The organism is Billgrantia hypersalina (assembly GCF_052584175.1).
Map to the genome: position 1 here is coordinate 422526 of NZ_JBMIQI010000011.1, position 22311 is coordinate 444836.

The 22311-nt window shown below is 65.1% G+C and carries 20 protein-coding genes and 2 tRNA genes; 16 read left to right on the plus strand and 6 right to left on the minus strand.

What is annotated here, in order from left to right; all coding sequences use genetic code 11:
• Window positions 1-57 precede the first annotated feature (57 nt).
• The 3 genes from ACOJCM_RS09085 to nadA all read left to right on the plus strand — a co-directional run bounded on the left by ACOJCM_RS09085 (window position 58) and on the right by nadA (window position 1512).
• Window positions 58-133 (plus strand) — tRNA-Lys (locus tag ACOJCM_RS09085).
• A gap of 31 nt (window positions 134-164) precedes the next feature.
• Window positions 165-240: transfer RNA gene (locus tag ACOJCM_RS09090), tRNA-Lys, on the plus strand.
• A gap of 243 nt (window positions 241-483) precedes the next feature.
• Window positions 484-1512, plus strand: a complete 1029-nt coding sequence (gene nadA / locus ACOJCM_RS09095) for a quinolinate synthase NadA (RefSeq protein ID WP_445211738.1) — start codon at window positions 484-486, stop codon at window positions 1510-1512.
• A 56-nt stretch (window positions 1513-1568) separates the two neighbouring features.
• Here nadA and ACOJCM_RS09100 read toward each other — a convergent pair whose 3' ends face one another.
• The gene (locus tag ACOJCM_RS09100; RefSeq protein WP_445211739.1) at window positions 1569-3023 is read right to left on the minus strand and encodes a M48 family metalloprotease; all 1455 of its coding nucleotides are present in this window, start codon (window positions 3021-3023) and stop codon (window positions 1569-1571) included.
• 147 nt (window positions 3024-3170) lie between these two features.
• Between ACOJCM_RS09100 and ACOJCM_RS09105 the strand changes: the two genes are divergently transcribed.
• Both ACOJCM_RS09105 and ACOJCM_RS09110 read left to right on the plus strand, forming a co-directional pair.
• The gene (locus ACOJCM_RS09105) at window positions 3171-3419 is read left to right on the plus strand and encodes a sulfurtransferase TusA family protein (protein ID WP_445211740.1); all 249 of its coding nucleotides are present in this window, start codon (window positions 3171-3173) and stop codon (window positions 3417-3419) included.
• A complete protein-coding gene (locus ACOJCM_RS09110) occupies window positions 3416-4525 on the plus strand; it encodes an AI-2E family transporter (RefSeq protein WP_445211741.1) in 1110 nt (369 codons plus the stop codon). Before ACOJCM_RS09105 ends, ACOJCM_RS09110 begins: the two co-directional genes overlap by 4 nt.
• A gap of 46 nt (window positions 4526-4571) precedes the next feature.
• On the opposite strand, the gene ACOJCM_RS09115 is transcribed toward ACOJCM_RS09110, so the two are convergent.
• Complete coding sequence (locus ACOJCM_RS09115) at window positions 4572-5048, minus strand: peroxiredoxin (RefSeq protein ID WP_445211742.1); 477 nt, start codon at window positions 5046-5048, stop codon at window positions 4572-4574.
• Between the two features lie 173 nt (window positions 5049-5221).
• Here ACOJCM_RS09115 and dapA point away from each other — a divergent pair, with 173 nt between their 5' ends.
• The 4 genes from dapA to purC are packed head-to-tail and all read left to right on the plus strand — an operon-like array spanning window position 5222 to window position 8695.
• The gene (gene dapA / locus ACOJCM_RS09120) at window positions 5222-6106 is read left to right on the plus strand and encodes a 4-hydroxy-tetrahydrodipicolinate synthase (RefSeq protein WP_445211743.1); all 885 of its coding nucleotides are present in this window, start codon (window positions 5222-5224) and stop codon (window positions 6104-6106) included.
• Between the two features lie 54 nt (window positions 6107-6160).
• Window positions 6161-7132, plus strand: coding sequence for a lipoprotein, NlpB (locus ACOJCM_RS09125; RefSeq protein ID WP_445211744.1), 972 nt, complete (start codon window positions 6161-6163; stop codon window positions 7130-7132).
• Window positions 7132-7938, plus strand: coding sequence for an MBL fold metallo-hydrolase (locus ACOJCM_RS09130; RefSeq protein ID WP_445211745.1), 807 nt, complete (start codon window positions 7132-7134; stop codon window positions 7936-7938). The genes ACOJCM_RS09125 and ACOJCM_RS09130 overlap by 1 nt, the downstream gene beginning before the upstream one ends.
• Before the next feature lie 43 nt (window positions 7939-7981).
• Complete coding sequence (gene purC / locus ACOJCM_RS09135) at window positions 7982-8695, plus strand: phosphoribosylaminoimidazolesuccinocarboxamide synthase (protein ID WP_445211746.1); 714 nt, start codon at window positions 7982-7984, stop codon at window positions 8693-8695.
• Window positions 8696-8814: 119 nt separating this feature from the next.
• On the opposite strand, the gene ACOJCM_RS09140 is transcribed toward purC, so the two are convergent.
• Both ACOJCM_RS09140 and tsaA read right to left on the minus strand, forming a co-directional pair.
• Entirely contained in the window at window positions 8815-9054 is a 240-nt protein-coding gene (locus tag ACOJCM_RS09140; RefSeq protein WP_445211747.1) for a hypothetical protein, read from the minus strand.
• Window positions 9055-9224: 170 nt separating this feature from the next.
• Window positions 9225-9977, minus strand: coding sequence for a tRNA (N6-threonylcarbamoyladenosine(37)-N6)-methyltransferase TrmO (gene tsaA, locus ACOJCM_RS09145; protein ID WP_445211748.1), 753 nt, complete (start codon window positions 9975-9977; stop codon window positions 9225-9227).
• An 87-nt stretch (window positions 9978-10064) separates the two neighbouring features.
• Between tsaA and ACOJCM_RS09150 the strand changes: the two genes are divergently transcribed.
• Window positions 10065-10601, plus strand: coding sequence for a GNAT family N-acetyltransferase (locus ACOJCM_RS09150; protein WP_445211749.1), 537 nt, complete (start codon window positions 10065-10067; stop codon window positions 10599-10601).
• 39 nt (window positions 10602-10640) lie between these two features.
• On the opposite strand, the gene nadC is transcribed toward ACOJCM_RS09150, so the two are convergent.
• The gene (nadC, locus tag ACOJCM_RS09155) at window positions 10641-11495 is read right to left on the minus strand and encodes a carboxylating nicotinate-nucleotide diphosphorylase (protein WP_445211750.1); all 855 of its coding nucleotides are present in this window, start codon (window positions 11493-11495) and stop codon (window positions 10641-10643) included.
• Window positions 11496-11572: 77 nt separating this feature from the next.
• On the opposite strand from nadC, the gene ampD reads away from it, so the two are divergent.
• The 6 genes from ampD (at window position 11573) to ACOJCM_RS09185 (ending at window position 19650) form a co-directional block, all read left to right on the plus strand.
• Entirely contained in the window at window positions 11573-12166 is a 594-nt protein-coding gene (gene ampD / locus ACOJCM_RS09160; protein ID WP_445211751.1) for a 1,6-anhydro-N-acetylmuramyl-L-alanine amidase AmpD, read from the plus strand.
• Window positions 12167-12463: 297 nt separating this feature from the next.
• Entirely contained in the window at window positions 12464-15136 is a 2673-nt protein-coding gene (aceE, locus tag ACOJCM_RS09165; protein ID WP_445211752.1) for a pyruvate dehydrogenase (acetyl-transferring), homodimeric type, read from the plus strand.
• Between the two features lie 61 nt (window positions 15137-15197).
• A complete protein-coding gene (gene aceF / locus ACOJCM_RS09170; RefSeq protein ID WP_445211753.1) occupies window positions 15198-17225 on the plus strand; it encodes a pyruvate dehydrogenase complex dihydrolipoyllysine-residue acetyltransferase in 2028 nt (675 codons plus the stop codon).
• 233 nt (window positions 17226-17458) lie between these two features.
• Complete coding sequence (adk, locus tag ACOJCM_RS09175; RefSeq protein WP_445211754.1) at window positions 17459-18115, plus strand: adenylate kinase; 657 nt, start codon at window positions 17459-17461, stop codon at window positions 18113-18115.
• Between the two features lie 120 nt (window positions 18116-18235).
• A complete protein-coding gene (gene tsaB, locus ACOJCM_RS09180; RefSeq protein ID WP_445211755.1) occupies window positions 18236-18940 on the plus strand; it encodes a tRNA (adenosine(37)-N6)-threonylcarbamoyltransferase complex dimerization subunit type 1 TsaB in 705 nt (234 codons plus the stop codon).
• Window positions 18937-19650, plus strand: a complete 714-nt coding sequence (locus ACOJCM_RS09185) for a class I SAM-dependent methyltransferase (RefSeq protein ID WP_445211756.1) — start codon at window positions 18937-18939, stop codon at window positions 19648-19650. Before tsaB ends, ACOJCM_RS09185 begins: the two co-directional genes overlap by 4 nt.
• Window positions 19651-19845: 195 nt before the next feature.
• Here the strand turns inward: ACOJCM_RS09185 and plsB are convergent, their stop codons facing one another.
• Window positions 19846-22287 carry a glycerol-3-phosphate 1-O-acyltransferase PlsB gene (gene plsB, locus ACOJCM_RS09190; RefSeq protein WP_445211757.1) on the minus strand — a complete coding sequence of 814 codons (2442 nt, stop codon included), beginning with the start codon at window positions 22285-22287 and terminating at the stop codon, window positions 19846-19848.
• Window positions 22288-22311: the final 24 nt, after the last annotated feature.

Genomic DNA, 22311 nt, shown 5'->3' on the forward strand with positions numbered 1-22311 from the left:
TCAAAAAAGTCCTTGCCAGCCAGGGGGGCGATCAGTAATATCTGCACCCGTTCGGAAGGGTCGTTAGCTCAGTTGGTAGAGCAGTTGGCTTTTAACCAATTGGTCGTAGGTTCGAATCCTACACGACCCACCATTCCGGGCCTGTACGCTTGTTCGCAAGTGCCGGGTCGTTAGCTCAGTTGGTAGAGCAGTTGGCTTTTAACCAATTGGTCGTAGGTTCGAATCCTACACGACCCACCAGATTTGGCGCCCCCGTCTCACTCGAGGCGGGGGCGCTGTGTTTTCAGCCTGTTGACAAGCGTAGGGCGAGCCCCCAAGTAGGTATTGCGCCGGAGCCACCGCGATGCGGTAGAATGGCGTGATGGGCCGGTTTGGCGAAAGACGCCGTTACCGACCCCAGGCGTATCGTCCGTACGGAGCGTACGGTTGGCGATGCACCCGTACATGCAGGGGGAGCCCCTGCCAGTCACAGTGGTAGACACGATGACGATCATGACTTCCCGCATCGAGGTGCGTGAACACCTCGCCCGCGCTTACTGCCCGACCCGCATTCCGGCAGAGGACACGGCTCGCATCGACGAGATCAAGCGCCTGCTCGAGCAGCACAATGCCGTGCTCGTGGCGCACTATTACACTGACGATGCCATTCAGCAGCTGGCCGAGGAGACCGGTGGCTGCGTCGCCGACTCGTTGGAAATGGCGCGTTTCGGCGCACGTCACGAAGCCGATACCCTGGTGGTGGCCGGCGTGCGCTTCATGGGCGAGACGGCCAAGATCCTGTCGCCCGAGAAGCGTGTGCTGATGCCGACGCTGGAAGCGACCTGCTCGCTCGACGTCGGCTGTCCCGCCGACGAGTTCAGTGCCTTCTGCGACCAGCATCCCGACCGCACCGTAGTGGTTTATGCCAACACCTCGGCGGCGGTGAAGGCGCGCGCCGACTGGGTGGTGACCTCTTCCATCGCGGTGGACGTCATCGAACACCTGCAGGCGCGCGGCGAGAAGATCCTGTGGGCCCCTGACAAACACCTGGGCGGCTACATCCAGCAGAAGACCGGGGCTGACATGCTGTTGTGGGACGGCGCCTGCATCGTGCACGAGGAGTTCAAGGCCAAGGGCATCGAGGACCTGAAAGGACTCTATCCCGATGCCGCCGTGCTGGTACACCCGGAGTCGCCGGCGTCGGTGGTGGCGCTGGCCGATGTGGCCGGCTCCACCTCGCAGCTGATCAAGGCGGCCAAGGAGCTGCCGAACGACAAGCTGATCGTCGCCACCGATCGCGGTATCTTCTTCAAGATGCAGCAGTGGGTGCCGGAGAAGACCCTGTTCGAGGCGCCGACCGCCGGCAACGGCGCCACCTGCCGCAGTTGCGCGCACTGCCCGTGGATGGCGATGAACGCACTGGACAACCTGGCGGGGGCCCTGCGCGAGGGCAGCGGCGAGATCGTCGTCGATGCCGAGCTGCGCCTGAAGGCGCTCAAACCGCTGGAACGCATGCTCAACTTTCAGAAGTAACTTTCCCGGACACGGCGACCGCTGAGGAAGCGGCGCCGGGCAGGCCGGAGCGGAGGTCAGAACTTCTCCATCGTCTCCCGGTAACCGACGAAATCCTCGCGCCGCTGTTCGATGCGCGCCAGGGCGTTGTTGTCCCCGCTGCGCTCCGCCACCTGGCGGGCCACGTCGAGCTGGCGAATCGCCCGCTGGATGTCGCCGGTGAGCTGCATCTGCTCGGCCCGGGCCAGGTGGCCCCAGGCCTCGCGGCCGCTGCGGCCGGCGGCTTCGGCAAGCAGGGTGAAGACCTGTGGGTCCTCGGGGCGGCGGTCAGCCAGCTCGCGCAGGATGCGATAGGCCTCGTCGGGGTCGCGTTGCAGCAGGGCTTCGCCCAGGATACTCGTGGCCGGAATGTTGCCCGGCATCAGCCGTAGCAGGCGCCGGCTGCGCTCGATGGCCTCGTCGTAGCGGCCTGCCTCGAACGCCACCTCGGCGGCACTGGCCGGCAGCAGGGCCAGGTCGGGCAGCTCGTTCGCCAGGCTGTCGAGCTGGCTCAGGGCGGTGTCGGTCTGCCCGTGATGGGCGGCGATCAGCGCATCGAGATAGCGCCTAGCGGCTGCCGGGGTGTCGCCTTGGCCCAGCCGCGTTGCCGCCTGTTGCGGGTCGCGTTGGTTCACTGCCAGCAGCGCCCGGGCGCGAACCAGATGATAACTCGGGTCCTCCTCGCGAGTGCGTCGCGCCTCGAGCTGGGAAGCCCGCGATTCGGCATCGCTGATGCGTGACTCGGTCAGCGGGTGGGTGAGCAGGAACTCCGGCGGGTTGCCGCCTTGCAGGCTCACCTGGCGCTGCATGGCGCGGAACATTCTGACCATGGCGCCTGGGTCGTAGCCTGCCTGGGCCATGGTCTGCAGGCCTAGACGGTCGGCCTCTTGCTCGAAGCGTCTCGAGTAGGCCAGCTGGTCCTGGATGAAAGCGGCCTGGGAACCCATGGCGGCGGCAATGCCGGCGTCGCCGCCACCGCTCGCTGCGATCAGCATGCCGGCCAGCATGGCCGCCATGGCCGGCAGTTGGGTCTGCTCGGCCCGCGCCTGGCCGCGCGAGTAATGGCGCTGCGAGAGGTGGCCGAGCTCGTGGGCCAGCACCGAGGCGGCTGCGTCTTCTTCGTCGGCGAAGGCGAACAGGCCGGCATTGAGGCCGATGACGCCTCCCGGCACGGCAAAGGCATTGAGCGTGCGGCTATCCACCAGGGTCACCACGGTACGCATATCGGAGAGGCCGCTATGGGGGAGCAGGCGCGACACCAGCGATTCCACGTAATCCTGAGCGATGGAATCCTGCCAGCTCGGCGCCCGGGCCCGAAACTGGCGTAGCCAGGCGCGACCGAGACGGTATTCTTCGCCGGTCATGGCCTGGCTGCTGCCGGTCAGGCTGGGTAGCCCGTAATCTTCCGTGGCGCTCGCCGGTGCTGGCGCGCCAAAAACCAGGATCAGTGCCGTAGCGGCCGTGGTCAGGCAGGTTCGGGTCTTGAGCAGCATGTGCCAGTCTCGTTCGAAGCGGCGGTCGGTTCTCTCTCCGACATTGATTCGGTCCGCAAAGTGCCTTTAAATCTCAGGGGTTTTGCGCATTCCTGCAAGGCACTGTGCCATGCGGCGTGAGCGTTCGCTATTTTCCCGGGAGACAACATGGCTGTGCAACCAGACGATGTACTCGATGCCTGCGGCTTGCCCTGTCCGCTGCCATTGCTCAAGGCGAAGCAGGCCCTGGCCAGGCTGAAGTCAGGCCAGGTACTCGAGATCATGGCGACCGATGCCGGCTCCTGGCGCGATTTCGAAACCTTCTCCGAGAACAGCATCCATGAATTGATCGAGCGTGAGGAGCGCGGCGAGGTCTATCACTACTGGCTGCGCAAGGGCGAGGAGTCCGCCCCATGACCCTGCGTCAGGTCTTCAAGGGCTGGGTCGAACACTACTTTTCCGATGAAGAAGCGGTCATTCTGCTGGTACTGCTGGTGCTGGGCTTCGCCGCGGTGATCCTGTTCGGTCGCATGCTCGCCCCCTTCCTTACGGCACTGGTCATTGCCTTTCTGCTGCAGGGCGGCGTCAATGCCCTGACGCAGCGGGGTGTTCCCCACCTGCTGGCGGTGATATTGATTTTCCTCGCGTTCATCGGCGTGCTGCTGGCGCTGGCCTTCATCCTGATGCCGTTGATCTGGAACCAGCTCGTGGGGCTGGTCCAGGAAACGCCTCGCATCGTGGCTAGCGGTCAGCGCTGGCTGGACGAACTGCAGGAGCGCTATCCCAATTTCGTCACGCCGGACCAGGTTCAGGAGTGGATCGCCGTCGCCGGCCGCGAGCTGACCCAGTTCGGTCAGCGTGCGCTGACGCTCTCGCTGGCGTCCCTGGGCAACATGCTGGCGCTGATCATCTACCTGGTGCTGGTGCCGATCCTGGTATTTTTCCTGCTCAAGGATCGCGACCAACTGGTGAACTTCATCCTTTCACTGCTGCCCCAGCAGCGTTCGTTGATGACCCGGGTCTGGCAGGAGATGGATGCCCAGATCGCCAACTACGTACGCGGCAAGTTCATCGAGATCATTATTGTCGGCACCGTATCGTTCTTCACCTTTGCCTTCTTCGGCTTGCCCTATTCGGCACTGCTCGCCGTGTTGGTGGGCTTCTCGGTGCTGGTTCCCTATATCGGCGCCGCCGTGGCGACCCTGCCGGTTGCCGCCGTGGCCGGTTTTCATTTCGGCATGAGCGAACAGTTTCTCTATGTGCTCATCGCCTATGGCGTGATCCAGGCGCTGGACGGCAATGTGCTGGTGCCGATCCTGTTCTCCGAAGCGGTCAACCTGCACCCGGTTTCCATCATCCTGGCAGTGCTGTTCTTCGGTGGGGTCTGGGGCTTCTGGGGTATCTTCTTTGCCATTCCTTTGGCGACGCTGCTCAAGGCCCTGGTCTATGCCTGGCCGCGAGGCATCAGGCGGTATCAGGCTTCGCAGCAGCCCGTCGAGCTGGAACAACAGGGGGAAAAATGAGTGATGTCCGCCCGGCAGGCCGGGCGGAGCGTGCTTGAACTAGGCCTCAATTGCCGGCATGAAGCGCCTGGGCGGCTTCAAGTACCTCTTGGGCGTGCCCCTTGACCTTGACCCCGCGCCACTCGCGGGCGAGCTTGCCTTCGGCGTCGATCAGGAAGGTGCTGCGCTCGATGCCGAGATGTTCCTTGCCGTACAATTTCTTGAGCTTGATGACATCGAACCGCCGACAGACGTCCTCCTCCTTGTCGGAAATCAGCGCGAAGTCGAAGCCCTGCTTGGCCTTGAAGTTCTCCTGGGCGCGGATCCCGTCGCGCGAGACGCCAAGGATAACGGTATTGACCGCGTCGAAGTCGACCTTGCGGTCGCGAAAGTCGCCGCCTTCGGTCGTGCACCCGGGAGTGCTGGCCTTGGGATAGAAGAAGATCACCACCTGGCGTCCCCGAAGCGCGGACAGGGAGATGGTGGTGTCGCCGGTGGCGGTAGCGGAAAAATCGGGTACCGGTTGGCCGATGGCAAGCGTCATGCGAAGCTCCTTGGTGGGTGGGAAGCGCTTCATTACACGCACGCCGCCAGGCGCTGTCAAAGAGCGCATCGGCCGTGCTGTACAGGCTTGTGTCGCCTGAGTACCATTTACCCTTTGCTCGAGGCCTCGTCGGCGTTCGACACCCGAGTGCAGTATTGCGTAGAGGAAGAGAGATGATCACTGGCAGTATCGTCGCCCTGGCGACGCCGATGAAGGCCAATGGCGATATCGACTGGGAGGCGTTGCGCCGCTTGGTGAACTTTCACCTGGAGAACGGCACCGACGGTATTGTGGCGGCCGGCACCACGGGTGAACCCACCACCATGTCCTTTGCCGAACACTTCGACGTGATTCGTGCCGTGGTGGAAGAGGTCAATGGCCGCATCCCGGTCATTGCCGGTACCGGGGCCAATGCCACCTCCGAGGCGGTGGAACTGGCGCGCTATGCCAGCGAAGTCGGGGCCGACTACTGCCTGTCGGTATGCCCCTACTACAACAAACCCACCCAGGAAGGGCTCTATCGCCACTTCAAGGCGGTGGCGGAAGGCAGCCGCCTGCCGGTGATCCTCTACAACGTGCCCGGCCGTACCTGTTCGGACCTTTACAACGAGACCGTGATGCGCCTGGCCGAGGTCGACAACATCATTGGGCTCAAGGATGCCACCGGCAACCTGGAGCGGGCCGAGGACCTGATTGCGCGGCTCAAGGGCAGCGGCTTCATGCTCTATTCCGGCGACGACGGTACCGCTTGTGAATTCATGCTGATGGGTGGCAATGGCGATATTTCGGTCACCGCCAACGTGGCCCCGGCCGCCATGCACGAGCTGTGTGCCGCCGCTGTCGCCGGCGACGCCGACCGGGCCCACCAGATCAATACACGACTGATGCCGCTGCATACCAACCTGGGCATCGAATCCAACCCGATTCCGGTCAAGTGGGCATTGCATCGCATGGGCATGATCGAGCAGGGCATTCGCCTGCCGCTCACCTGGCTGTCCAGCAAGTACCATGCGACGGTGGACGAGGCCCTGCAACTGGCCGGCGTGATTGAAGATTAAGGGCTTTGCGGAACGACTCCCGCTGCCCCGATAACCTGACTGCAAGGTGGATGCATGAACTCTGCGCTGAAATGGATGCCGCTGGTGGCTCTCGCCGCCCTGGCTACTGCTGGCTGCGCCCGCGAAGGCTTCTATGACGACCGCAACATCGATTATGTGAAGGCCCAGCGCAGTGCGCCCCTGGTGTTACCGGAGGGACGCAACGAGCAGCGCTATCGGGATGCCATGCCGGTGCCCGAGGCACAAGGCAGCCTGCGTAACGGCAACGAACGCTTCAGCGCCCCCAGCCCGGCACGCCTGGCATCCGGCGGCGCCGTGGAGCGCGATTTCGTCGAGCGGCGTGAAGTCGGTAGCGATCAATGGCTGGTGGTAGGCGCCGACCCCGGCACGGTCTGGCCACAGCTGCAGGATTTTGCCCGCGCCCGGGGGTTGCAGGTGAACGCCAGCGACGATTCCCGCGGTGTGCTGGAAACGTCCCAGGGTAGCCTGAGCGTGCGCCAGGGGCTGCGTGCCGGTGACAGCGAGGTTCGATGCGACCAGAACGGGCGCCCCGTGGCGGCCTGCCTCGATGCACTGGGGCAGCACTTCAGCGCACGCAGCGCCACCGCCAGCTCCGCTTCTCTGGCCGGTCAGCAGATCGCCCGCGAAGATCGCCTGAGGCTCGAGCAGCGTGATAGCGGCGAGTGGGTCGTGCGGATACCGCTCGACATCGACCGCGTCTGGGCCGAGCTGAGCCATCAGCTGGAAGCCGACTTCAGCGTGGAGAATCGCCGCGAGCTGCTCGAGCAGAACCCCGAACAGCACGACTTCCTGGTCAACTACATGACCGTCTCCGAGCGCGGCCGTGGCATGCTCCAGATCATCATGAGCCCGGACGTGCGTCAGATGCCCCAGCAGATCCGCTTGGCACTCGAATCCGAAGGCCCCGAGCGCACCACGCTACGGGCCATCAACGAGAGCGAGCGGCGGTTCACCGAAGAGGATGCCCGCGAGCTGCTCGAGCGGGTGTCGGGCCTGCTGCGCTGATGCCGCCGGGGCAGGCCAACGCGCCGCTGTCGAATACAGGCAAGCTTCGCTTTGCTTCGCTCGGCAGCGGCAGCAAGGGTAACGCCACGCTGGTCAGCGATGGCGAAACCACGATACTGGTGGACTGCGGTTTCGGCCTGCGCGAGACCGAGCGCAGGCTGGCGCGTGTCGGCCTGCATCCGCGCCAGCTCGACGCCGTGCTGGTCACCCATGAGCATGGCGACCACCTCCGCGGTGTGGGGCCGCTGGCACGGCGACACGCGGTGCCGGTCTACATCACGCCGGGCAGCTGGCTCTCCGGGCGTCTCGGCGAGGTGCCCCAGCGCCACTGGATCACGCCGCAGTCACGCTTCATGGTAAAGAGCCTATCGATCGACCCGTTCACGGTACCCCACGACGCCCGCGAGCCGGTTCAGTTTCGCTTCGAGTCGCGTGGCTGCCATCTGGGCGTGCTGACGGACCTGGGCCATCCCACCGACCATGTCATCGAGGCCTTTCGCGGCTGTGACGCGCTCATCCTCGAGTGCAACCACGATCGCGGCATGCTCCAGGTGGGGCCCTATCCGCCGCGGCTCAAGCGTCGCGTGGGCGGCAACTGGGGACACCTGGCCAACGTGCAGGCGGCGGCGCTTCTCGAGCGGCTGGGGCTCGACCGGCTGCAGCGCATCGTCTGTTCGCACCTTTCGGAACACAACAACCGCCCCGAGCTGGTCCTCGAGGCGCTGACGCCGCTGCTCGACGGCGACGCCTCACGCTTGATGATCGCCGCCCAGGACAGCGGTCTCCAGTGGCAGGCGATCAGCTGAATTGCCATCCTCAGGTCATGCCTTCACCCTTCGGGAGATTTCCATGGAAAAGCGCCAAGAACTCTATGCCGGCAAGGCGAAATCGGTGTACGCCACCGACGATCCCGACCTGCTCGTACTGCATTTTCGTGACGATACCAGCGCCTTCGACGGCGAGCGCATGGAGTCGCTGGCTCGCAAGGGCATGGTCAATAATCGCTTCAATGCCTTCATCATGGAGAAACTGGCGGGGGCAGGCATTCCCACCCACTTCGAGAAGCGCCTTTCCGACAGCGAGAGCCTGGTCAAGAAGCTGGAGATGATTCCGGTGGAGTGCGTGGTGCGCAACCTCGCCGCGGGTGGCCTGGTCAAGCGCCTCGGCGTGGAGGAAGGGCGCGAACTCACTCCGCCCACCTTCGAGCTCTTCCTCAAGAACGATGCGCTGCACGACCCGATGATCAACGAGTCGCTGGCCGAGACCTTCGGCTGGGCCACGCCCGAGCAGCTCGCCGAGATGAAGGTCCTGACCTTCAAGGTCAACGAAGTGCTCAAGCGGCTGTTCGCCGACGGTGACCTGCTGCTGGTGGACTACAAGCTGGAGTTCGGCCTGTTCAAGGGCCAGGTCGTGCTGGGCGATGAATTCTCGCCGGACGGCTGCCGTCTGTGGGACGCCAAGACCCGCAACAAGATGGACAAGGATCGTTTCCGCCAGGGCCTGGGCGGGGTCATCGAGGCCTACGAGGAGGTCGGTCGCCGCATCGGGGTACGGTTCGACTGATAGCCGCAAGGCGTCCGACAGGCCAGGGAAGGGCGGTAGACGCCGCCCTCTCCCGCGGGCGGCATTCATCACAGCGCTGCAGGGGCGTGCGGGGCGAGGGGCGGCGGCGAAGCCCCGTCTCAGTTGCTTGAAACCGGCGTCAGCGGTTCGTCGTCCTGGTCCGGGTCGTGCTCGAACCTGAGTACCAGTGAATTCTCCTCCTCTTCGACCTTGACGTCCCCTCCGGCGTCGATGACGAGGCTGCTGGCCTCGATCTCGCCGTTCAGTGCCGTCGCAGTGAGCGCCAACTCGAAGCGGGGGTCGTCCTCGTAGGTATAGAGAAATTCGTGCTGGATGCATTGGTCCCAGAGAACTCGCATCCCGCCCTCCTTTTAGACGAAATCCGCTGCATCCACGCGAAGATTCTCCCTGCTGCCGTCGTTGATCCTCAGGCCGACGTAGCCCTCCCCTGACAAAGGCATGTCCCTATCCTCTCTTGTCATGGCGAACGGACTCGTATCGCTCAGCGTAGGTCAAGGCAGCCAGCCGGTCATGCCTCGGGCGGGGCAGAGACGATGTCGACCACCCGTAGCACGATATTTCCCGAGGCATCTTCCATGGCTTGAAAGCGCACGTCGACGTCGCGCAGCCGCACGCCATAGACCCGGCCGTCATTGCCACCGAGGGTGCGCCGGTGATAGGCAGGGCGCGGATCCTGGGCCAGCACCTGACGAATCAGTTCGCGCAGCGAGTCGCCGTCGTGCCGTTCATTCAGCGTCGCCTCGGCACTGTCCGTGAAACGCACACTCAGTAGCGATGGCGCCTCGGGGGCGAACCCGGCCCGTGCGTCGGGGCGGGCTTCCGCCCAGGGCAGGTAGGGCTTGATGTCCAGCACCGGCGTACCGCTGACCAGATCGCAGCCGGCCAACACCAGGCGCAGACCGTGGCGGGTGTCGATGTCGCGGAGCTCCACCAGCGACAGCCCCAGCCGATTGGGGCGGTGCGTACTGCGGCTGGCGAACACGCCGACCTTGGCGTTGCCGCCGAGCCGGGGAGGGCGCACCAGCGGTGTCCAGCGCTCGGGGCTGTGATGGAAGACGAAGGTCAGCCACAGGTGGCTGAAGGCATCGAGGCCACGTACCGACAACGGATCGTCATAGGGCGGAACGAGGTCCAGCGTGGCATGAGCCGCGGGTGCCAGGCCGGGCTGGCGCGGGATGCCGAACTTGTCGGGAAAATCGCTCGCGATATAGCCGATGGGTTGCATCGCGTAGCTGCTGGGGGTATCCGCGGGTCTGGTCATGCTGCGGATTATGCCTGCCATTGGCCAGGGCGGCGAGCTTGTGTAACCTGCACGCGGAGACATGTCACGCGAGACGCGAGCAAGCAGATGGAAACGAAGACGACGAACGATTCGCCGTGTCAGACGGCCCGCTCGCCGCGGATCCTCTACCGCCAGGCCAAACCACGCGACGGCGCCGATCAGGCCGAGGTTTTTCATCACGCCGTGATGCAGGGAGCCGCCGCCCATTACAGCGTGGAGGAGCGCGACGCGTGGGCCTCGACAATGCCGCGTGAAGGTAGCGTATGGGCGGCACGCCAGGCGCTTTACACCACGCTGGTGGCCACCTGCGACGGGCGCTGCGTGGGTTTTCTGGAACTCGACATCCCCGTGGGCCACGTCCATACGCTTTACGTCTGGCCCTCGCTGGCGCGGCGCGGTATCGGGACGACGCTGCTGGTGCATGCCGAGCGGTTGCTGCTGGAGCATGGCCACGGCCGCGTGACCCTCGATGCCAGCCGCATGCTCGCCGAGAGTCTGCTGCAGCGTGGCTGGCACGACCTGGGCGTCGAATGGCTCAGGCGTGACGGCGTCAGGCTCGAGAGGCGGCGGCTGGAGAGGCGCCTCTCCGCCGTCGAGACCTAGAAACCAGGCGCCCCTTCCCTGGTAGTGCAGCGGCGCGTATCAGGCGTCGCGTCGCTGGGTAATGCGCATCGACAGGTCGATCGCCTTGATGTCCTTGGTCAGGGCGCCACTGGAGATGCAATCGACGCCGGTCTCAGCGATCTGGCGCAGGGTGGTCTCGTCGACGTTGCCTGAGGCTTCCAGTGTTGCCCGCCCTGCATTGCGCTTCACCGCTTCGCGCATCGCGTCCAGGCTGAAGTTGTCCAGCATGACGATGTCGGCCCCGGCGGCGAGTGCCTGGTCGAGTTCGTCGAAATTCTCGACTTCCACCTCCACCGGCAGGTCGCGGGCGATGCTGCGGGCCTCCTTGACGGCGGCTTTGATACTGCCGCAGGCGGCGATGTGGTTCTCCTTGATCAGGAAAGCATCAAAGAGACCGATGCGATGATTGTGCCCGCCGCCGCAGGTGACGGCGTACTTTTGTGCCAGGCGAAGCCCGGGGAGGGTCTTGCGAGTGTCGAGCAGCCGCACCCCGGTGCCCTCGAGCAGGTCGACGTAGCGCCGCGTGCGGGTGGCAGTAGCGGACAGCGTCTGCAGCAGGTTGAGGGCAGCACGCTCGCCGGTGAGCAGGATGCGGGCGGGCCCCTCGAGTTCGAGGAAGCACTGATCGACTTCCAGGCAGTCGCCGTCGGCGGCGCTCCACGTCAGGCGCACGCTGGGATCGAGGCGTCGGAAGATCTCCTCGACCCACGCCACCCCGCACAGGATGGCGGTTTCGCGCGTGATGACCCGAGCGACGGCCCACTGCGACTCGGGGATCAACTGCGCGGTGATGTCACCGGGCCCGACGTCCTCGGCCAGCAGGTGAGCGGCGGCTTCGCGAATGGCTTCGACAAGGGCGTCCTGATAGTGCATGGCGGGCCTTTTCATGTTCAGGGAGCATCAAAATGGTCATTATAGGGAATCCAGGTCCACCACGTCAGGGGAGCGAGATGAGAATCGAGGCTGGCTGGCTGGCAGAGGCGCGACAGGTGCCGTCACCCAATCAGGACAGGCGTGCCGCAGGCGAGATCTCAGCGGTGGTGCTGCACTCGATCAGCTTGCCGCCCGGCGAGTTCGGTGGCGCCCATATCGAGCGTCTGTTCACCAACTCGCTCGACGCGGCGGCACACCCCTTCTTTCCGGGCATTGCGCATCTCCGCGTCTCGGCGCACCTGTTGATTCGCCGCGACGGCGAGTGCGTGCAGTTCGTGCCGTTCGAGCGACGGGCCTGGCATGCCGGACGCTCGTGCTGGATCGACGGAGGGCGCCCACGCCGTGCCCTCAATGACTTCACCATCGGCATCGAACTGGAAGGCGATGAGATCCACGCCTATCGTGACGCGCAGTATCGTGCGCTGGCCGCGGTCTTCCAGACACTCATGACGAGCTATCCTGAGATAAACGCCGCGCGGATCACCAGCCACGCAAGGGTGGCGCCGCTGCGCAAGAGCGACCCGGGGCCGGCCTTCGATTGGGCCTATTTTCGCCAGTGCCTCAGTGCGTTGGACAGAGAGACTGAAGCGAGGACAAGGGACGAATATTAATCAAACGGTAGTTTTATTACATTTTCCGCCCATCACCGTGGCGAGTGAGACGGTTGTCGTAACATCTTGTGTTGCAATGCAATAATGCGACTGTGGAAAAAAATTCCATTCCATTCCGATTGGCAGGGAGGCCGCTTTACGGTATGTTCTACGCCATTCGTTGTATACGCTTCGGTAAAATCACTACAAGAGCCGCGTCGCGGCCTGGCATTCCCCTGATCGTCAGTCGTGCTACTTGCCCCAGCGGTAACCCGCCTGGGGCCATCTGACATCACATTGTCACTCGGAGAGACGTCTATGAGTCTGGAGGCAAGAGAAGATTTCGATCCGGTCGAAACCACGGAATGGCTGGATTCCCTGGAGTCGGTCCTGGATCGTGAGGGCGAGGAACGCGCCCGGTTCCTGCTGTCACGCCTGGCTGACCGGCTGCGCCGTGACGGCATGCAGGCGCCCTTCTCGGTAACGACGCCGCACCGCAACACCATTCCGGTGCATCGTGAAGCCCCGATGCCGGGTGACCTGTTCATGGAGCGGCGCATCCGCTCGCTGATTCGCTACAACGCCATCGCCCAGGTCATCCGCAACAATCGCGCCAACCCGGGCCTGGGCGGCCATATCGCCAGCTTCATGTCCGCCGCCACGCTCTATGACGTCGGCTTCAACCACTTCTTCCGCGCCCCCAACGGCGACTTCGAGGGCGACCTGGTCTACATCCAGGGTCACGTGGCACCGGGCGTCTATGCCCGAGCCTACCTGGAAGGGCGTCTCACCGAAGCGCAGATGGACAAGTACCGCCAGGAAGTCGATGGCGACGGCCTGTCGTCCTACCCGCACCCCTGGCTGATGCCGGACTTCTGGCAGTTCCCCACCGTTTCCATGGGTCTGGGTCCGATCCAGGCGATCTACCAGGCCCACGTGATGAAGTACCTCGACTCGCGCGAGCTCAGAGCGATGCACGATCGCAAGATCTGGTGCTTCATGGGCGACGGCGAGTGCGACGAGCCGGAATCGCTGGGCGCCATCCACCTGGCCAGCCGCGAGAAGCTCGACAACCTGATCTTCGTCGTCAACTGCAACCTGCAGCGTCTCGACGGGCCGGTGCGCGGTAATGGCCGCATCATGGACGAGCTTGAGGGCGTCTTCCGCGGTGCCGGCTGGAACGTGCTCAAGGTGGTCTGGGGGCGGCTGTGGGACCCGCTGTTCGAGAAGGACAAGAAGGGTGTCCTGCAGAAGCGTATGGACGAGGCGGTCGACGGTGAGTACCAGAACTACAAGGCCATTGACGGCGGCTACACTCGGGAGCACTTCTTCGGCAAGTACCCCGAAACCGCCGAGATGGTCAAGGACATGTCCGACGAGGACATCTGGCGCCTGAACCGCGGCGGCCACGACCCGTTCAAGGTCTACGCGGCCTATCACGAGGCGGTGAACAACGCCAACGGACGCCCCACCGTGATCCTGGCGCATACCGTCAAGGGGTACGGCATGGGCAGCGGCGAGGGCGAGGCTTCCATGGAAGCCCACCAGGTCAAGACCATGGAGTACGAGGCACTGCGCAAGTTCCGCGACCGCTTCGGCATTCCGCTGACCGACGAGCAGCTCAAGGAGGTGCCGTACTACAAGCCCGAGGACGACTCGCCCGAGCTCAAGTACATGCACCTGCAGCGCGAGCGCCTGGGCGGCTACCTGCCTCAGCGCCGCAGCGACTTCCAGGCGCTGACCATCCCCACCCTCGAGGACAAGACCTTCGCCACACAGCTGGCCGGTTCCAAGGGGCGCGAGATATCCACCACCATGGCCTTCGTGCGCATCCTCAACGGCCTGGTGAAGGACAAGAAGATCGGCAAGCAGGTCGTGCCCATCGTACCTGACGAGGCGCGCACCTTCGGCATGGAGGGCATGTTCCGCCAGCTCGGTATCTATACCTCGGAAGGCCAGAAATACGAGCCCGTCGACAAGGGCCAGATCATGTTCTACCGCGAGGACAAGAAAGGCCAGATCCTCGAGGAGGGCATCACCGAGGCGGGCGCGATGTCGGCGTGGATCGCCGCGGCGACTTCCTACAGCAACCACAACCTGCCGCTGCTGCCGTTCTACATCTACTACTCGATGTTCGGCTTCCAGCGCATCGGCGACCTGGCCTGGGCGGCCGGCGACCTGCAGGCGCGCGGCTTCCTCGTGGGCGGCACCGCCGGGCGCACCACGCTCAACGGCGAGGGCCTGCAGCACCAGGACGGCCACAGCCACCTGCAGGCGGCGACCATCCCCAACTGCCGCAGCTACGATCCCACCTACGCCCATGAGGTCGCCGTGATCGTCCAGGATGGTATGAAGCGCATGTTCGCCGACAAGGAGAACTGCTTCTACTACCTGACGGTAATGAACGAGAACTACGAGCATCCCGAGCTCGAGAACGTGCCGGTCGACGACATCATCAAGGGCATGTACCTGATGCGCGAGCACCAGGGCGACAAGGGCCACGTCCAGCTGCTCGGCTCCGGTACCATCCTGCGCGAGGTGGAAGCGGCGGCGCAGATACTGGCCGACGAGTGGGGCGTGGGGTCCGACATATGGAGCGTGACCAGCTTCAACGAGCTGCGTCGCGAGGCGCTGCTGCTCGAGCGCGAAGCGTTCATCAACGCTGCCGACGAGCCGGTCAAGCCGCACGTGACCCGCTGCCTGGAAGGGCGCAAGGGGCCGGCCATCGCATCCACCGACTACATGCGCCTGTTCGCCGACCAGGTTCGTGCCTGGGTGCCGACCGACTACCATGTATTGGGGACCGACGGCTATGGCCGCTCCGACACCCGCGAGAAGCTGCGCCACTTCTTCGAGGTCGATCGCTACTTCGTGACCGTGGCCTCGCTCAAGGCGCTGGCCGACCGCGGTGAGCTGGATCGCAAGGTCGTCGCCGAGGCGATCAAGAAGTACGGCATCGATCCCAACAAGCCCAACCCGCTGACGAGCTGATCCGGTGGCCAGGCGGGCCCCGGCCCGCCTGTTCCAGGCACGATTTGGAAGGAGCGCGACCTTGAGTAGCGAAATCATAAAAGTTCCAGACATCGGCGGCAGCGAAGACGTCGAGATCATCGAAATCGCCGTGTCCGAAGGGGACGTCATCGAGCCCGAAGACACCCTGATCACGCTGGAGTCGGACAAGGCCAGCATGGACGTGCCGTCGCCCAAGGGCGGCAAGGTCGTCCGGGTGCTGGTGAAGGAAGGCGACACCGTCTCCGAGGGCGACGACATCGTCGAGCTCGAGGTGGAGGGCGGCGGCAGCGACGACGCGGGCCAAGAGGCGAAGGCAGACAAATCCGAGCCCAAGCGCGAGGAGTCATCGACCGGGCCACGGCCAGAGGCTGACGAAGAGAAGCCGGCCGCCAAGAAGGCCAGCGGCGGCGGCAAGCGCACCGTCGAGGTCAAGGTGCCCGACCTGGGTGGCTCGGAAGACGTCGAGGTCATCGAGGTGACGGTTTCCGAAGGCGACGAGGTGAACGAGGAAGATCCCTTGATCACCCTGGAGTCGGACAAGGCCTCCATGGATGTGCCGAGCCCCTACAGCGGCAAGCTGGTGAAGCTCTCCATCAAGGAGGGCGACACCGTCTCCGAGGGCGACGTGATCGGTACCATGGAGATTGCCGGGGAGAGTGGCGACGAACCTGACGAGACCGAACCCGAAGCCGACGAGACCACAGCCGAGCCCGCCGAACAGGCCGAGGCACCGGCCGAGGAAGAGGCGACGAGCGGCGAGCCCGAGCGCAGGGAGGTTCGCGTGCCCGATCTCTCCGGCTCGAGCGATGTGCCGGTGATCGAAATTGCCGTCAGCGAAGGCGACGAGGTCGAGGAGGAGGACCCGCTGATCACGCTCGAGTCCGACAAGGCCTCCATGGACGTGCCGAGTCCCTACAAGGGCAAGCTGGTCGAGCTGACGGTCAAGGAGGGTGACACCGTTTCGGAGGGCGACCTGATCGGCTATATCGAGGTCGCCGGGGCCAAGCCCAGGGCGGCGACGCCGAAGGCCAGCAAGGCGCCGAGCGAGCCGAGCGAGAAGCCGGCCTCGCCCACCCAGGCCAAGCCGACACCGGCCGGCACGCCGAGCCCCGAGGCGCAGATGGCGGCCCACAAGCCGCGCGATGGCAAGCTGGTTCATGCCGGCCCCGCGGTGCGCATGCTGGCGCGCGAGCTGGGCGTCGACCTGGGGCTGGTCAAGCCGAGCGGGCCCAAGGATCGCGTGTTGAAGGAGGATGTCCACGCCTACGTCAAGCAGGTGATGGCGGGCAAGGCTCAGGCGCCTGCCGCTGCGCCCGCCGCCGCGGGCGGTGCCGGCATCCCGCCGGTGCCGGACCAGGACTTCAGCCAGTTCGGTGAAGTGGAAGAGAAGCCGATGGGGCGCCTGCTCAAGATGGGTGCCACCAACCTGCACCGCAGTTGGCTCAATGTGCCCCACGTCACCCAGTTCGACGAGGCCGATATCACCGAGCTGGAGGCTTTCCGCAAGTCGATGAAGGCCGAGGCCGAGGCCCAGGGCGCCAAGCTTACGCCGCTGCCGTTCATGATCAAGGCGTGCGCCTTCGCCCTGCGCAAGTTCCCGCAGTTCAACGTGAGCCTGAAGAGCGACGGCGAGACCCTGGTATGGAAGAAGTACGTCCATATCGGTGTGGCCGTGGACACGCCGGACGGCCTGATGGTGCCGGTGATCCGCGACGCCGACAAGAAGTCGCTGATCGAGCTGGCCAAGGAGAGCGTGGAACTGGCGGGCAAGGCGCAGTCGAAGAAGCTCAAGCGCGAGGAGATGACCGGCGGTTGCTTCACCATCTCGAGCCTGGGCTCCATTGGCGGCACCGCCTTCACACCGATCGTCAACGCCCCGGAGGTCGCCATCCTCGGGGTCTCCAAGGCGCAGATGAAACCGGTGTGGAACGGTTCCGACTTCGAGCCGAGGCTGATGATGCCGCTATCGCTCTCCTACGACCACCGGGCCGTGAACGGCGCCGATGCCGCGCGCTTCACCGCCTTCCTGGCGGCGGCGCTCAGCGATATCCGGCGCCTGCTGATGTAAACGTTGCTTGACGTGGTACCGGCGGCGCCCTGCGGGGCGCCGCCGCTGTTTGGACTCCTCTTTTGGTTGGGATACCAAAGTGCAATCTGTCCATAATGGGCTGAAAAGACTACTCCTTTAGGCCGTTATGTGGCGCTTTCCGGCAGCTTGCGGTTGTCTGCCGCCGCCGCCGCGGTTATCGTTCATGTCATTCCGTTTACCACAAGAATTCCCACTCTCTTAGGAGCAGCTAGATGCGTTTGATCCTGTTGGGCGCCCCGGGTGCCGGCAAGGGCACCCAGGCCCAGTTCATCTGCGAGCGCTACAAGATTCCGCAGATCTCCACCGGTGACATGCTGCGTGCGGCGGTCAAGGAGGGCAGCGAGCTGGGCCTGAAGGTCAAGGAGATCATGACCAGCGGCGGCCTCGTGTCCGACGATCTCATCATTTCGCTGGTCAAGGAGCGTATCGCCCAGCCCGATTGCGAGAACGGCTTTTTGTTCGACGGATTTCCGCGCACCATTCCCCAGGCCGACGCCATGAAGGAAGCGGGGGTCAAGATCGACCATGTGCTGGAAATCGCCGTGGCCGACGAGGAGATCGTCAAGCGTCTGGCGGGCCGTCGTGTGCACCCCGGCTCCGGTCGCGTGTACCACGTCGAGTACAACCCCCCCAAGCAGGAAGGCAAGGATGACGTGACCGGCGAACCGCTGATCCAGCGCGACGACGATCGCGAGTCCACCGTGCGTAACCGCCTGGCGGTCTATCATGAGCAGACCGCGCCGCTGGTCGACTACTACCGGCAGTGGGCCCAGGAGGAGCCGGCGGCGGCGCCCGCCTACCACCGCGTGGAAGGCGTCGGCGGCGTCGATGAGATTACGCGGAAGGTGATCGAGGCGCTGGAGGGCTGAGACCTCCTTTCGACGCCTTGTTGATGGCCCGCCTCGGCGGGCCATCGTCGTTTCGGGCCATCGTCCCGCCTTGCGCTGCGGCGTATAATGGTCGCCCATGCTCCGACACGCGACGTTACTATGCCGATTCTGCTGGCCCTCGATGCCTCCTCCAGTGCCTGCTCCGCCGCCTTGCTGATTCAGCGTGGCGACGATGAGCCCCGGCTCCTGTCCCGCTTCGCCCTGACGCCCCGGGAACATACCCGGCGCCTGCTGCCTATGGTCGACGAGGTACTGGCCGAGGCAGGGGTCGCGCCTGCCGAACTGGATGCCGTGGCCTACGGCCGTGGCCCGGGCTCCTTCACCGGGTTACGCATCGCCGCCGGCGCGGCCCAGGGGCTGGCCTACGGCCTGGACCGGCCGTTGTTGGGTGTATCGACCCTGGAAGCGCTGGCCTTGGGAGCGCATCGACGACATGGCGTCGAATATGTCGTCACGGCCATGGATGCGCGCATGGGTGAAATCTATGTGGCCGCCTGGCACTGCCGAGACGGGGCAACCGAGGCGCTGCTCGAGGAAGCGGTGGTGCCGCCGCCGGCCCTGAAGCTGCCGCGATGGGCAGGCGAAGACGGCTGGTACGGCATCGGTTCCGGCTGGGCATTGTGGGAAGCGATGCCGGCGGAGGTAAAGGCGGCCGTTGCGCAGCGAGACGTCGAGACCGAGCCGGCTGCCGAAGACATGGTGCTGCTGGCGGCGCGCGACTACGCGGCGGGACGACGTCCCGACGCCCATGAGAGCCAGCCGATCTACCTGCGCGACCAGGTGGCATGGCAGAAGAGCCCATGAGTCATGGCACCTCGCCACGGGAGAGTGGCGGCGATGAGCTGACGCTACGGCGCGAGGACGGTGCTCTGGTGCTGGCCGGCGACCCGGCCCGTTACGGCAAGCCGCTGCGGGTGGACTTCGCCGAAGGGCGCGCTGCGCATCGGCGCCGCTTCGGCGGCGGCCGCGGTCAGCTCGTCGCGCGCGCCTGCGGTCTTGCCGCCGGCGTTACGCCCGGTGTGATCGATGCCACCGCCGGACTGGGGCGCGACGCCTTCGTGTTGGCGAGCCTCGGTGCCGAGGTACTTTTGATCGAGCGCGTGGCGGCGATCCATGCGCTGCTGGATGACGGCCTGGCGCGTGCCGCCGGGGACCCTGAGCTTGCCCCCATCGTCGCTCGCATGCACCTGGCCCAGGGGGACGCCATACATGAACTCGGCGCACTGGTGGCGTCGGCGGGCGTACCTCACCAGGTAGTTCACCTCGACCCCATGTTTCCCCACCGCGAGAAGTCGGCGCTGGTAAAGAAGGAGATGCGGCTGTTTCGCGAGCTTGCCGGCGACGACATCGATGCCCCGCGGTTGCTTGAGGCAGCGTTGGACGTGGCCACGCATCGCGTGGTGGTCAAGCGGCCGCGCAAGGCGCCACCCATCGAGGGGCCGATGCCGCAGCACGTCATTGAGGGCAAGACCAGCCGCTACGACCTCTACGTCCACCGCTCGCTCAAGGCTTAAAACTATTCCCAATCAGGAAAGTGTTTTCAGCGTTACTGGGAAGCGCTGAGCAATCGCCGAGCGAGATGAAGCGCTAGGCGCACGGAGCACAGGAACCGGAGCATATGGGGTATATGTGAGGATTCCGACCGGGCTGGCGCACCAGCACCGCGCAACGCAGCGATTCGCTCGCGCAGGCATTGATTCAGTGTTTTCCTACCCGTGGCTGACGAGCTGGAGACGGTGCCGCAACGCCGGATCGTACAGCTCGCCGGTCCGCTGTGCGGCGCGGCGCAGCCGGTCGTCGTACCACAGTCGCTCCTGCTCCTCCCGGATCCACCCTTCGGCCTCCAGGCTCTCGATCAGGCTGGCAAACAGCTTGCGGTCGAAGAATTCGGGCGCATCGCGTCCCGACAGGAGTGCGAGGCGCTCGGCCAACTGCTGGCTGCGTTCCGCCAGGGCGTCGCGCCCCAGACTGCCGGGAGCCTGATCGAGCAGAATCGCCAGCAGCAGGTAGCCGCGCTCCAGCGAGGGCTGCATCAGACGGCCCAGCAGATGGAGCTGCTCACCCGCTTCCAGCGTCGCGGAACGTTCCCAGCCATCCGCCTTGGGCGCCAGCAAGCCTTCCTCGCTCAGCGCTTCCAGCATCGTGGGCAGGGTGTTTGGCAAGGCACCAGGATCGAGGAAAAGTTCTCGCGCCAGTATCGGCCAGGGGGGGCCGAGTTTCGCCTCCAGGCTCGCGAGGTCATGGTGTGGGGCATGGCGAAAGGCAAAGGCGATCAGACCCGCCTGGGCGAAGAGATGCAAGACGTTGTTGCGATACCAGACCAGCAGGCTGGACTGCTCCGCCGTTGCCACCAGAATATCGCCCAGCGCATGCGGGCGTCGTTCGATCATTCCCAGGGAGACGACCTCGGCGATCCAGTCGTCGGGCTCACCCTGGGGCAGGCTGACGTGGCGGCCACCGGGGCAACGGCGCTGCAGGGCAGCCAGCAGGGCAAGCTGGCGCGACATCAAGCTTGCCTCGAGGGCATGGTGAGGCGTTGCCAGCAGCACCAGCGCCACCAGGTTGACCGGATTGAGCGCCGCGGCGGCATTGATGCGCCGAACCAGCTCGTCGGCGAGGGCAGGCACGACCCGGTTGAGCCAGGTCGGCTTCGCCTGGTCGGCGTCGTCACGCCAGCCCGGTGCGGTGTTGTCGAGCCAGGCGCCGAGGGGCAGCGGCTCGCCGACGTTGACCGTCACCTTGCCGAACGGCTGGCGCAGCTTGCCGAGAACGCGCAGTAGCGCCAATGGCGACTCCTTGCGCTTCTTGCCGCCGCGCATCTCACGCTGGTAACTGGCGTTCTCGATGATGCGCTCGTAGCCCACATAGACGGGAATGAACGCGAGCCGCGGGGGGCTGGTTCCCTGCGCACTGCGACGAAAGGAGCGCAGCGTCATCGACAGCATGCCGGGTCGTGGGGGGAGCATGCGTCCGCTGCGTGAGCGACCGCCTTCGATGAAATACTCCAGGGGGTGGCCACGCTCGAGCAGTCGGTGCAGATACTCGTTGAAGACCGCCGCGTAGAGCGGCTTGTCGCGAAAGCTGCGGCGCATGAAGAAAGCGCCGCCGCGACGCAGCAGCGGTCCGATCAGCGGCATGTTCAGGTTGCGCCCGGCGGCGATATGCGGCGGCATCAGGCCGTCGCGATAGAGCACGTACGAGAGCAGCAGGTAATCGATGTGACTGCGGTGGCAGGGGACGTAGACCAGCGTATGGTCGCCGGCCAGCGCCTTGACCCGGTCGAGGCCGCGGACCTCGACGCCATCGTACAGCCGGTTCCACAGTCGGCGCAGCAGGCCGTCCATGAAGCGCAGCACCGGGTAGGTCATGTTCGAGGCGATCTCGCGTCCGTAGCGCAGGGCACGTCGCTGGAGTCTGTTGGGTGAGCGTCTTTCTGCCGGTGCCAGCTCGCCGATGACGCGACGCACTTCGGGGCTGGTGGCCACGCCTTCGATCAGGGTACGGCGGTGAGAGAGGTCGGGGCCGAGCACGCGTGTGCGCATGCGCCGGAAGTGGATCCGGAGCAGGCGCGCACTCTTGCGGTTGGCAACGGCCGGGCCGCGCTCGTCGAGCAGGTCGCGCAACAGCAGCGGTGCACCGAAGTGCACTTCAACGCTCTTGCCGTTGATCACGATCGACAGCGCCCGGCGCAGCCGTCCGGTTAGCTGCCAGCTGTCGGCCGCCAGCAGGCGCCAGAAGCCGAAGCGCTTGCCCGGCGCGCGTCCCCAGAACACACTCACGGGCACCAGCTGGATATCGGCCTCGGGATGGGTGGCCAGCTGCTCCAGGGCCTGGCGAAAGGGAGCCTCGAGCGCGCGGTTGCGCCGCCACAGGCGGCGTTGCCTGACGGGAAGCGCGACGCTGGCGGGCAGTGCAAGGCCATCCAGCTGGATTCTTCCCCGGGCCGGGGGCAGCCCATGTCGTTGGCAAAGCACCTCGAGCAGCAGGGCGTCGGAGAGCGCCGGATGAGGCAGCACGTAGAGCGTCGGTCGTTTCGTATCGATGGCCAGGTCGCTGGGGTCGGGCTCGATGAGGCGGGGCTCGACCCAGGCCTTGATGAATCCCTTCAGAGGAGAGCGAAGCGTAGCGAGCAGTGTGTGGGCTAGTGCCATCCGGTTGTCTCGACGTCGAACCAA